5 protein-coding genes and 1 pseudogene are annotated in these 12,553 nt (G+C 69.1%); 4 read left to right on the forward strand and 2 right to left on the reverse strand.

Annotated features, from left to right (window positions below):
• Positions 1-62: 62 nt before the first annotated feature.
• Positions 63-2,378, reverse strand: a complete 2,316-nt coding sequence (recD2, locus tag KGQ19_RS10620; protein WP_212008927.1) for an SF1B family DNA helicase RecD2 — start codon at positions 2,376-2,378, stop codon at positions 63-65.
• A gap of 163 nt (positions 2,379-2,541) precedes the next feature.
• Between recD2 and KGQ19_RS10625 the strand changes: the two genes are divergently transcribed.
• From KGQ19_RS10625 to KGQ19_RS10640, 4 genes and pseudogenes are all read left to right on the forward strand, one after another.
• Positions 2,542-5,448 carry an SCO1167/SCO6262 family helicase gene (locus KGQ19_RS10625; protein ID WP_212008928.1) on the forward strand — a complete coding sequence of 969 codons (2,907 nt, stop codon included), beginning with the start codon at positions 2,542-2,544 and terminating at the stop codon, positions 5,446-5,448.
• 119 nt (positions 5,449-5,567) lie between these two features.
• Positions 5,568-6,875, forward strand: a complete 1,308-nt coding sequence (locus KGQ19_RS10630; protein ID WP_212008929.1) for an SWIM zinc finger family protein — start codon at positions 5,568-5,570, stop codon at positions 6,873-6,875.
• A 216-nt stretch (positions 6,876-7,091) separates the two neighbouring features.
• A pseudogene (locus tag KGQ19_RS10635) lies at positions 7,092-9,407 on the forward strand (family 78 glycoside hydrolase catalytic domain); the annotation flags it as partial.
• 179 nt (positions 9,408-9,586) lie between these two features.
• Positions 9,587-9,901, forward strand: coding sequence for a hypothetical protein (locus KGQ19_RS10640; protein ID WP_212008931.1), 315 nt, complete (start codon positions 9,587-9,589; stop codon positions 9,899-9,901).
• Between the two features lie 75 nt (positions 9,902-9,976).
• Here KGQ19_RS10640 and KGQ19_RS10645 read toward each other — a convergent pair whose 3' ends face one another.
• Entirely contained in the window at positions 9,977-12,445 is a 2,469-nt protein-coding gene (locus KGQ19_RS10645; protein ID WP_212008932.1) for a glycoside hydrolase family 172 protein, read from the reverse strand.
• Between the last annotated feature and the right edge of the window lie 108 nt (positions 12,446-12,553).

The raw sequence follows: 12,553 nt of genomic DNA on the forward strand, positions 1-12,553 counted from the left end.
ACGATGAACAGTGCATTGCGACAGAGCTCGGAGATCACGGAATGGCAAACAACGGCAGGGCGCTACCGAAAGCTTGTCTCCGAAGCTTCCAACGCGGTCTCCAGCCGTAGCGCCAGAGCTGTGTCGCGGGCTCGTCCGGCATTGTGGACGGCGATCTCCAAAGCGCGGCGTTGCCCGACCACGACGATGGTCTTCTTCGCGCGGGTGACCATGGTGTACAGCAGGTTCCGGTGCAGCATGAGGGCGCCCGCCTCGGTGACCAGCGGGGCGACGACGTACGGGTACTCGCTGCCCTGGGATCGGTGGATGCTGATGGCGTAGGAGTGCAGCAGCTGGTCGAGCTCGTCGAAGTCGTACACGGCGATGTCGCCGTCGTCGGTGTGCAGGGTCACCAGGCGGCCCTGCGGGTCGATGCCGCGGATCACGGCGACCGTGCCGTTGAAGACACCGGCGCTGCCCTTGTCAGGGTTGTTCCTGATCGGCATCACGCGGTCGCCGACGCGGAACACCGACGTCCCGGACCAGTACTCGGCCTTGTCCTCGGCCGCCGGGTTGAGCCGCTCCTGGATGGCCCGGCCCAGCGCCACGGTCCCGCAGTATCCGCGCCTGGTCGGCGCCAGCACCTGGACGTCGGCCGCGGGGACGCCCTGTTTGGCGGGGATCTTGGCGCAGGCCAGCTCCACCACCTGTGCGGCGACCTCGGCCGGGTCGTCGCAGTCCACGAACCAGAAGTCGTGGCTGTGCAGGTCCCGGTCCTCGGGCATCCGGCCGCGCCGGATCTGGTGGGCGTTGGCGGTGATGGTCGAGCCGGTCTCCTGGCGGAAGACGTGGGTCAGCTCGGTGCGGGCCACGCCGGGTACGGCCAGGATGTCCCGCAACACCGCGCCCGGGCCGACCGACGGGAGCTGGTCGACGTCGCCGACCAGCAGCAGATGCGTGCCGGGCACAGTGAGCTTGACCAGCCTGCGGGCCAGGAACACATCCAGCATCGAGGCCTCGTCCACGACGATCAGGTCGGCCATCATCGGCCCGTCGTCGAACAGTGCGTCGGGATCGGCCTCGGGCAGGTCGGCGACCAGGCGGTGCACGGTCATCGCGCGCATCCCGGTCAGCTCCGCCAGCCGCCGCGCGGCTTTGCCGGTCGGCGCGGCGAGCGTCACCCTGCCGCCGCCGGAGCGCACGGCGGCGGCGATGGCCTTCACGGTGTGGCTCTTGCCGCAGCCCGGCCCGCCGGTGAGCACCGAGACCGTGGACGTCAGCGCCATCGCCACCGCGGCGCGCTGGTCGGCGTGCAGGTCGTCGGCGCGCTGGTCTGCGTGCGAGTCGGCGTGCGGGTCGGCGGCGTGCAGGTTGGCGGCGTGCGGGTCAGCGCCGCCCGATGCTTCGGCCCGCTTGCGTACCGCCGGGGGCAGGTCGGAGTCGGCCGCGAGGAGTCGGGCGAGGAAGGACGCCAGCGAGCGTTCGGTGGAATGCAGCGTCCGGGAGAAGACCACAGGCTCGTCGGAGTCCGGCTCGCGCGGATCAGGTTCGATGACGACGGCTCTGGCGGCGACCAATGTCTCCAACGCGGAGGCGAGCAGGTCGTGCTCCTGCCCGACCAGGCGACGGGCCGCGAGCAGAAGCCGGGCCCGCAGGACATAACAGTGGCCCTCACCGCGGGCGGCCTCCAACCGGTCCAGCAGCGCGGCCCGCAAACGCTGTGGGCTCTCCGCCGGGATCCCGGACGCGAGCGCGATCTTGTCGGCCGCGGCGAAGCCGATCCCGCGGACCTTCTCGATCAGCCGATACGGGTCGGTCCGGACGACGGCGAGCGACTCGGCCCCGAACTCGATGTAGACCTTCGTGGCCAACAGCGGCGAGATCCCGAATCCCTGCAGGACGACCATGAGGTCGCGGACCACCTTCTGCCCGATCCACGAGGCGGCGATCTTGTCGCGGCGGCCCGCGCCGATCCCGTGCACCTCCAGCAGCCGGTTCGGATCGGCGTCGATGACCTTCAACGTCTCCTCGCCGAACTGCTCGACGATCGCGGCGGCCAGCTTCGGCCCGATCCCCCGGATCAGTCCGGAGCCCAGGTACATGCGGATGCCCCGCACGTGCGAGGGCAACACACACTCGCAGGACGCCGCCACGAACTGGTCGCCGTAGCGATGGTGCCGGACCCAGCGACCGGACAGCTGGACCACCGAACCGGGCTGCACCCCGGCCAAGGCGGCACCCGCCGCTGTGAACTCGCCGACCTCCTCGGAGACGACCCGGGCGACGGTGTACTCGTCGGGGCGCACGTGGATCAGATGCTCGACCGCGCACTCGAACTGGATCAGCTGCTCGGTCGGAGTCAGCTGTGTAGTCAGAGTCTCCTGCTCGGTCGGTTCCATCCGTCTGCCGCCCTCTCGGCCTGCCTCGACAGGCCATGCGCGAGGTCGGCACAACCTGATTGCGGAGTGTAGCCGGGTAAGGGCCGGTACCGAATCCAGGCCAAGAGATAATGCTGACTGGCGTCGGAACAGCCGGATCGAGAGTCGTGCGGCGAGAGGAATAATGGTGGCCAGGCGTGTGGTGATCGTCGACGACGATGCCGAGCCGGCGGCGGCGCAGCGGCACGTCTCCGTCGATGCGGCGCGGGCTCTGGCATCCCGTCCTGCCGTGTTTCTTCCCGCCGACCCGCCGCGGGACAGCCGGGTGGCCTTCGTCGGCGAGGACGGCGGCGGCGAGGTGACGGTCGCGGAGTTCGTGACGACGACGAAGTCCGGTGCCCCGCGCAAGCGTCCCAAGGTCGTGCTGCGCTCGTCGCCGGCGCTGGTGCTGCCGGTCCAGACCGCGGTCCCGGTCCTGGCCCAGGCGCGCAAGCTGGCGTTGGACGATCCGTCGGCGGCGGCCGATCCGGCGTCCGTGTTCTGGGGCACCGCCGCGGTGCTCGCGTTGGGGCTGGTCGCCCGTGGCCGTCTGCTGCCGGGGGTCTCGCCGTCGGGGTACGACGCCTGGCGGATCGGGCCGTTCGACGGTGAGGACGTCCAACGGGTCCGGGACCTGGCCGCGCTCATGCCGCCGGCGGCTCGGGCCGTCCCGGTTCCCGGAGCCGTCGAGGGCACGGTCTTGCTGCCTGAGAGCGAGCCGTTGCTTCGGACGTTCCTGGACGCCGTCGCCGATGTGCTGCCGCGGACGCCGGGTGCGGCGCGGATGGTGGGCGGTGGCGGCGCCTTCGCGGCCGCCGGCGCCGAGTCGGTGCCGCAGCTGCGGAGCTGGGCGGGCGAGGTCGCAGCGGGGATCGACGCCGGTGCCCGGGTGTCGCTGCGCCTTGAGATGCCCCACGATTCCGAAGGCGGGTTCCTGGCGGTCACGCAGCTGCACAGCCTGGCCGATCCCACGGCGGTGCGGGACGTGGAGGCGGCGTGGCCCTCGCTGCTCACCGGCCCGGACCGGCAGGCCGGGGCCCGAACGCAGATCGAGGTGCTGCTGACGTTGCGCCGGGCGGCGCGGGTGTGGCCCCCGTTGGCGCGGCTGCTGGCCACCGCGGTGCCGGCGGTCCTGGAGCTTTCCGACGACGAGGTCTTCGACCTGCTCGGGGATGCCGCGCCGCGGTTGTCGGCGGCCGGCGTCGACGTCCACCTGCCCAAGGAACTGGCCAGGAGCCTGACGGCGCGGGCGGTGCTGGACACGCCGAAGCGGCCCGGGTCGGATCTGCGCTCGTACTTCGACGCCGGTTCGCTGCTGGCCTTCCGCTGGGAGCTCGCCCTGGGCGGGCAAGCGCTGACCGCCGCGGAGATGGACCGGATCGCCGAGGCGGCCCGGCCGTTGGTGCGGCTGCGCGATCAGTGGGTGGTGGTCGATGAGGCGTTGACCCGCAAGGCCCGGCAGCGTGAGCTGGCGCCGGTCGGCGCGATCGACGCGCTCGGGATCGCGCTGACCGGGACGGCCGAAGCGGACGGCCAGACCGTGCCGGTCCAGCTGAACGGCTGGCTGGCCGACCTCAAGGCCCGGATCGCCGAACCCGACCGCGGGCACGGTGAGATCGGGCAGCCGGCGGCGTTGCGGGCGACCCTGCGCGACTACCAACTGCGCGGCCTGGACTGGCTGGACCGGATGACCACGCTCGGCCTGGGCGGTTGCCTGGCCGACGACATGGGCCTGGGCAAGACGATCACCTTGATCGCGCTGCACCTGCGGCGACAGCAGGATCCTGCGACCGCGCGGCCGACCCTGGTGGTCTGCCCGACGTCGTTGTTGGGCAACTGGGAGCGGGAGATCGAGCGTTTCGCCCCGGGTACCCCGGTTCGCCGCTTCCACGGCGCAGACCGCGACGTCGAAGCGGTGCGGGACGGGGAATTCGTCCTGACCACCTACGGCACCGCGCGGATCGACGCCGAACGGCTCGACGGCGTGGGCTGGGGCCTGCTCGCCGCCGACGAGGCGCAGCATGTGAAGAACCCTTATTCGCACACGGCCAAAGCCTTGCGCACCATCGGTTCCCAGGCTCGGATCGCCCTGACCGGCACCCCGGTGGAGAACAATTTGTCGGAGCTGTGGGCCCTGCTGGACTGGACCACCCCGGGCCTGCTCGGCCCGTTGCGGACGTTCCGCTCCCGCTACGCCAAGGCGGTCGAGGCCGACCACGACCCGCAGACCACCGCGCGCCTGGCCACGCTGGTGAAGCCGTTTCTGCTGCGCCGGCGCAAGTCCGATCCGGGTATCGCCCCGGAGCTGCCGCCCAAGACCGAAACCGACCACCCGGTGGCGCTGACCCGCGAGCAGACGGTGCTCTATGAGGCGTTCGTGCGCGAGATGATGGACCAGATCGCGGGCAGTTCCGGCATCGACCGGCGAGGCCTGATCCTCAAGCTGTTGACGGCACTCAAACAGATCTGCAACCACCCGGCGCAGTATTTGAAGGAAGCCCCGGGCAAGACGGCGTTGCCGGGCCGCTCCGGCAAGCTGGAGCTGTTGGACGAGCTGGTCGAGACGATCGTCGCCGAAGACGGTGCGGTGCTGGTGTTCTCGCAGTATGTGGCGATGAACCGGCTGATCGAGCGGCACCTGAACGACCGTGGGATCGCCAATCAGTTCCTCCACGGCCAGACGCCCGTTCGCACCCGGGAGGATATGGTGCGCCGCTTCCAGGACGGCGAAGTCCCCGTCTTCCTGCTGTCGCTGAAGGCCGCCGGCGTCGGGCTCAACCTCACCCGAGCCGGACACGTGATCCATTACGACCGGTGGTGGAACCCCGCGGTGGAGGAACAGGCCACCGACCGCGCGTACCGCATCGGCCAGACCCAGCCGGTCCAGGTGCACCGCCTGATCGCCGAGGGCACCGTGGAGGACCGGATCGCCACGGCCCTGAAAGAGAAACGCGACCTGGCCGAAGCCGTGCTCACCGGTGGCGAGGCGGCGTTCACCGAACTGACCGACGCCGAACTCGCCGACCTGGTCACGCTCACGAGAGGGCGATAATGGCGCCGCGCAAGAAGGCAGCCGGCCCCGATGACGGGCGCACACGGTCTTTCCCGGCCTTCCCTCCGGCGGTCGGCTCTCGTTCCGCGTTCGCCGGTTCATGGTGGGGACAAGCCTGGGTGGACGCGCTGGAGACGACGTCCATGGACGCCGCACGCCTGACCCGCGGCCGCACCTACGCCCGGCGGGGCGCGGTCGAGGACATCACCGTCACCCCCGGCCTGGCCACGGCGAAAGTGCAGGGCAGCCGGCCACGTCCCTACACCTCGACGGTAGAGGTGAAACAGCTCAGCGACGCGGACTGGGATCGTCTCCTGACCGCTGTCGCCGCACGGGCCGCGCACATCGCCGCGCTGCTCGACAAGGACATGCCGCCGGAACTGCTCGACGACGCGAAGGCCGCCGGAGTCCGGCTGCTGCCCGCCGCCGGCGACCTCTCACCCGAGTGTTCGTGCCCTGACTGGGGCTGGCCGTGCAAGCACGCGTCCGCGCTGTGCTACCAGATCGCCCGGTTGCTGGACACCGATCCGTTCGTCCTGCTGCTGTTGCGCGGACGCGGCGAGCAGGAGCTGATGGAGGAGTTGCGGACCCGCAACGCCGCAGTCGCCGCAGTCACCGCAGCAGCAGCAACAACGGCTACCGCTACCGCCCACGACAGCGGCTCCGGCCGGCTCGGCACGGAAACCCCGAGCGCGGTGGGGGTCAGCGCCGTCGAGGCTTTCAGCGCGGCACCGAGCGGCACCGCCGCACTGCTCGCGAGCATCACCGCGTTCGAAATCCCCGCCGCCTCCGGCGTTCCCGGACAGCCTCCCGTGCTGGCCGCGGCGACCGGCGAAGCCGTCGGCACCATCGACGCCATCGCCCTGGAACGCCTCGTCGCCGACACGGCCGGCCGGGCCCACACCCTCCTTACCTTGTACAGCGGGCTCGACGAGCCCGCCGCGACACCGCTGATTCCCCAGCTGACCACCTGGCAAGACGCCGTGCGCATGGCAGCGGACGAGGACGAGGCAGTCTCCGAAGAGGTCTTCGAACGTGTCCTCTTCGCCTACGATCTCGGCGACGTCCAGATGGCCATGTCGATCCTCGCCTGGCGCCAAGGCGGTACCGCCGGGCTTTCCACCCTGGAGACCCCCTGGGCGCCGACCGCGGCCGACAAGGCCCGCGCCCGCCAATCACTTGATGACTGGACCGCCGACGGCGACCCGCCCACACTGCGCCTCTGGCGCAACCGCTGGACCGCCGAAGCCGAGGGGGTCCAGGTCCGCCTCGGGACCGACCATCGCTGGTATCCGTACCGCCGCGACCCCGAGGACGGTACTTGGTGGCCGCACGGCGTCCCCGAACACGACCCGGCATCCGCCCTGGCCACACTGCTCACCGACGCTGATAGAGCAACCGGACATCTAGGCCGAATTCGGCCTTGACGCGGCGTCAGGTGCTCCTTACCGTGTGCCCTGAGATACGGATCTGAATCGATTCAATCCCTTGCGTCCCGCGCGACGGCAACTCGTCACGGCACTGCTTTGCGTATCCAGTTCCGAGGATGGTGCATCCGCATGTTGAATCGTCGCCGGTCTCATGTGGCAGGCCGAGGGAGAGCGATTCTTTCCGGGCGCGTACGCCGCCTTCGGCGATCGGGTGTGCCGCTCACAGCCGTACTCGCACTGGCCCTCGCCCCCGCGGCCGGGCTACCGGCGGTCTCGGCAGCCTCGGCGACTGCGGCTGCTTCCGCGGCGGCCGAGATCTCGGCGGGCGGGCTGCGAGCTGACGACACGACGAACCCCCTTGGCGTGGACGACCCGCACCCGAGCCTGAGCTGGAAGCTGGCCTCGCAGGTCAACGGGGAGTATCAGAGCTCGTATCAGATCGTGGTCGCCGAAGGCGAGAGCGACGTGAGTGCGGGGGTCGGCACCGTATGGGACAGCGGCGAGGTCTCCTCGGGCGACTCCGTGGGCATCACGTACGACGGGCCGCCTCTGGAGACAGCGCAGACTTACTACTGGGCCGTGCGGGTTTGGGACGGACATGGCACGGCCTCGGGCTGGAGTGCGCCGGCTCAGTGGGAGATGGGGCTGCTCAACTCGGGCGATTGGCAGGGCGCGCAATGGATCAGCCCGAACTCCACCGCTGCCGCCTCGCCGTTGCTGCGCAAGGATTTCACGGTGACGAAGCCGGTCGCCAGGGCCCGTGCCTACGTCTTCGGCCTCGGCTTCTACGAACTGCACCTCAACGGCGCCAAGGTAGGCAACCGAGTGCTGACGCCGGCGAGCACTCCCTACGTGCAGCGTGATCTCTACGCCACCTACGACCTCACCACCGACCTCCAGCAGGGCGGTAACACGGTGGGACTGTGGCTCGGCAACGGCTATGACGCGGACTTCAGCCAGTACGGCTTCCGGTGGCTCGGGCCGAAGCAGGCGATCATGCTCCTCGACGTCACCTTCGCCGACGGCACGCACCAGAGCGTGACGACCGACGACAGCTGGACGTGGTCGCCGAGCCCGATCACCGCCGACGACATCTACAACGGAGAGTCCTACGACGCACGGCTCGCCCAGCCCGGATGGGACGCGGCCGGATTCAACGCCGGGGCATGGCAGCCGGTCCAGACCGTCGCGGCCCCGGCCGGTTCGCTGCAGGCCGACGCGATGCCGCCGATCACGGTCGCGCAGACCCTGAACGCGGTCAGGCTCACCGAGCCGGAACCCGGTGTATACGTGTACGACTTCGGCCAGGACATCGCGGGCTGGGAAGTGTTGGAGACCCAAGGCCCGGCAGGCTCGACAGTGAAGATGCAGACCGCGGAGGACTTGCTCGGCAACGGAACGATCGACACGACCACCAACCGGAACGCACAGTCCACGGACACTTACACACTCGCGGGTACGGGGTCGGTGCAGACCTACGAGCCGCGCTTCACCTATCACGGCTTCCGCTACCTGGAAGTCACCGGCGATCCGCAAACCCCGACGCTGAACAGCGTCCAGGCCCGCGTCGTCCACGCGGACCTGTCCGCCACGGGCACGTTCAGCTCGTCCGACCCGATGCTGAACCAGATCTGGCAGAACAACCAGTGGACCATGCTGAACAACCAGATGAGCACCCCCACCGACAATCCGGTCCGCGACGAGCGCACACCCCCGGGCATGGACGTCCAGGCTTACCACGACGCGTCGGCCTCCGAGTTCGACATGGACACCTTCTACGCCAACTACCTGCGGGACATGCCGCCGGGCACGGCACTGCCGTCCGACTCCGGCAACGCTCAGCAGCCTGATATGGGCGGGGACCAGGTGACCCTGGCCTGGACCCTCTACCAACAGTACGGCGACCTGGCCGCCCTCGTCGCGACGTACCCGCTGATGAAACAGTTCGTCGACACGAACGCCGCCAACGTCCCGGGCCACATCTGGTCCACCGGCTTCGGCGACTGGTGCCCGCCGGACCACAGCTCGAACGCCAACGGCGGCATGGGGAACCCGAGTGCCGGCGCCTGCACGAGCGAAGTGCCGATCGTCAACACGGCGCTGTCCTATCTGCAGGCGGCGGATGTCGCCAAGGCCGCGGCAGCGCTGGGCCAGACCGGCGACGCGGCGCACTACAGCCAACTGGCCGACGACATCGAGAACGCCTTCAACTCGGCGTTCCTCAGCCCCGACCACGCCAGCTACGGCGACGGCCGCGAGACGACCAGCATCCTGCCGCTCGCCTTCGGCATGGTGCCGGCCGCCGACGTCCCAGCGGTCGGCGCGGGGCTCGTCGACACGATCGTCACCGGCAATGCCGGCCACCTGGACACCGGGATCTTCGGCACCCGCTATCTCATGGACGCGCTGGCGGACATCGGCCGTACCGACCTCGCGATGACGGTGCTGGATCAGACCACGTATCCCGGCTATGGCTTCGAGATCCGTCAGGGCGCGACGACAGACTGGGAGGAGTGGACGTACGCCTCAGCCCGGCTACCGGAGCAGTGCTGGAATCCGCCACCGGTACAGAGACCACGTACACGGTCGGCTCCGGCACCTGGCGGTTCACCGGCTCGCTCACCCCCGCTTCCAGCACGTCGCTGCCCGGTACCTGGAGCCAGTGCGCAACTGAGACGGGCACGTGTTCGTTCGCGGGTGCCGGCACGGTGGCGTTCGGCGCACAGGGCAAGGACAACTATGCGACCGTGACCGGCGGCACGGCCTGCTCCAACACAGTGTTCGGAGACCCGGACGAGGGCGTATCCAAGGCCTGCTACGCCGAGGCGCCACCGCCTGTGGCCACGACTTGGACTCCGTGCTCTGTTGAAACGGTCAGTTGCGTCGTCAACGGCACCCGTGAGGTCGCGTTCGGGGCCGACGGCCGATACGCGTACGGCACGGTGACCGGCACCACCGCGTGCGACGACGCGGTGTTCTCAGACCCGGATCCCGGGCAGGTCAAGGCCTGCTACGTCCAATGACGACGATAGGTGACTGGTGATGCGGTTCTGGCAGGACCTTCGCCGATCCTGCCAGAACCGAAGGGGCCGCTACGGTCAGCAGCTACTCAGCACCGTGTACGAGGCAGCGGTCCATGGCCTGACCGGGGTGAGTACCACGGTGATCGTCGTGTGTCCGGCTGTGACCGACGCCGGCAGTAGGTAGGTGTCGTCCAGCCATCGGTGGTACGGGTTGGCCAGAGGTTCCAGCCAGTCCGGCAGCGGTTGGCCGTCCACGGTGACGTGGGCCTGTTGGTAGCCGTTCAGTTGGTCGCTGGTGCGGATGATGGTCGCGCCGCGGTTGGCTGGGTTCAGGGTCAGGTGCAGGGTTTGGGGTGTGGTTGACGTCAGTACGTCGGCGGTGACGGGGGTCTGGGGGCCGTCGGTGCCTTCGTAGGTGTCGGTGAGGGGGGTGCCGCCGGTGGTCGCTATCTGGTCGGTCTGGTGGTTCTGCGGCTGGGCTGTTCCGTACCAGTAGGCGGTTGAGGAGTAGTCGGCGGCCACGTCGTTGGCGGGGCCGTGCTGGATTCCGAAGGTGAGGGCGGAGCCGGAGGGGACCGCGTCGTCGAGCATCAGGCGGTAGGCGCCGGTGCAGTCGGTCGAGGCCGCGCAGCCGGTGGCCGCGATCAGGTGCGCCGGGTCTCCGGTGAAGGGGTTGGTGTCGGGGCCGCGGTTGAAGTACCAGCCGCTTTGGAAGAAGTCCTCGGTGCCGGTGCCGATCATCTGGGGCGTGTGGGCGCCGTCGACGTAGACGCGCTCGTTGCCTTCGAGGTAGGAGCGGTTGATCGGGCCCTGCATGGAGACGGTGACGCCGACGAACTTGCTGGTGCCGGACGCTTGCAGATACGTCCAGTCCTGGTTCGCGGTGGTCGGACCGGAGTGGGATTGGGTACGGAAGTAGCCGATGGTCCCGGTCGCGAGGGCGGCGCCGACCGCGGCCGATTGTCCGGCGGTGACGGTGCCGCTGCCGGTCACGGTCAGTCCGGAGCCGTTGTAGAGCTCGACTGTGGCGTTGGCCAGGTACGGCATGGGCCACCACGAGGTGAACGTGGAGGTCTGGGGGTTGATTCCGCTCATCAGGGAGTTGACCGGTGCGACGGCGAGTCCGGAACCGAAGAACTCACCGATCGGGGAGTCCACGGTGCGCGTGCCGTCGAAGGTGATGCGCACCCGCAATCCCTGGAGGATTTGCTGTGCCCGCGTCAGCGCCTCCTGCTGTGTGGCATCGAGCGGGTCGCTGTAGGTACTGGTCCCTTGCCAGGTCTGGCCGACGATCCCGTAGTGGTGGGCGGACTCGCTGGCGGCGTTGCCGACGTCGACGGTGTCGGTGCGGGACAAGCTGCCTGCGACGTGGCTGTCTACCCAATAGGTGTACTCGTTGTAGTCCTCGGAGGAGGACACGAAGGTGTTCTTCACGGTGATGGACGACTTGCCGGCCGTGGCGCTTGCCGGCAGTTCCACCGATTCTTCAGCCCACCCGCCGAACGAAGCGGGCGTCGAGGGTCCCCACTGCGCGACTTGTTGCCCGTCCACCGACACCGTTGCGGCCTGGTCGGGCGGAACCGGATCGTAGCGCCGGGTCAGCCGGACCCCGTTGTTGTCCGGGTCGATGGCGACCGTGAAAGTGCTCGACCCGTTCGGGCCGAACGCGCGCCCGTCGTCGGTCACCGATGTCGGCGTCACCATCTTCGCCTGTGGCAGCACCAGGCTCAGCGCGGTCAGCTGGCCGGGGCCGTACGTGTCCGATATGGCGGTGGAGGCGCCCGGGGCGAGGTCCAGCGTCTGGCTCTGCGTGCTGGTATCGGCCATCGGCGGCTTGGGGTCGGCGGTGCCGGCGGCCTTCAGCTTGGCGATGACGTCGTTGGCCGGATCGGCCGGGTTGAACGTCGCGACCCCGTCGGCGTCCGCGAACGTCCGGTAGGTGACGTGCTCATACTGCGGGTTGTTCTGGGTCGTCACGGTCATCGACTGCCGGAACGGCATCGGCACCTCGATGTAGACGCCGCCGGAGCTCTGATCCGCGTTGGCCACCAGCGGGTAGACGAACGGGGCGCCGAGCTTGCCGTCGACGACGTCCTGCAGGGGCGCGTCGAGAACCGTTTGACCGTCGAGAGTGATGGTGATGTTCCCGGTGCCGGTGACATCGCCTTCAGCGCTGGTGAACCACATGGCGTCGATCTCACCGGGTCCGGAGTGCTCGGCGATGACGCACGCCCCGCTGCTGGTGGTGCGAAGGCAGGGGTATTTCCAGTCGCTGTTCTGCTGTTGCCGGTCGAAACTGGAGAACTGTTTGGTCTGCACGCCCACCGGGAGGGTGTCCATCGCGTCGAGGTGGCGCAAAGTGTCCCAGCCGACCGGCCCCTTCGCGGTGAAGGCGGTGGAAGCGGTGGAAGCGGTGTCGGCGTGCGCCGGCGCGGTCGGCTGGGCCGCGAGGATTCCAGTGGCGGCCAGGGCGATCGCGATGAGGGCCTTGATGGTTCTGCTTATTCGGGCTTCGGGATGGTGCGGAATCGGTGTGCGCATCATGCTCTCCAGAGAAGAGGACCGAGAGCGGTCTGGTTCTGAGAAACACTGAGAAACAGGCGCGTGAAATCGATTTCACGAAAGATCGGTGGCGACTGTAGGACTGGGCCT

Source organism: Catenulispora pinistramenti (assembly GCF_018274385.1).
GTDB classification, from domain to species: domain Bacteria; phylum Actinomycetota; class Actinomycetes; order Streptomycetales; family Catenulisporaceae; genus Catenulispora; species Catenulispora pinistramenti.

Excerpts from the sequence above, each read along its gene's own strand:
- recD2 (WP_212008927.1), bottom strand. The coding sequence starts at position 2,378 with ATGGAACCGACCGAGCAGGAGACTCTGACTACACAGCTGACTCCGACC.
- KGQ19_RS10625 (WP_212008928.1), top strand. The coding sequence starts at position 2,542 with ATGGTGGCCAGGCGTGTGGTGATCGTCGACGACGATGCCGAGCCGGCG.
- KGQ19_RS10645 (WP_212008932.1), bottom strand. The coding sequence starts at position 12,445 with ATGATGCGCACACCGATTCCGCACCATCCCGAAGCCCGAATAAGCAGA.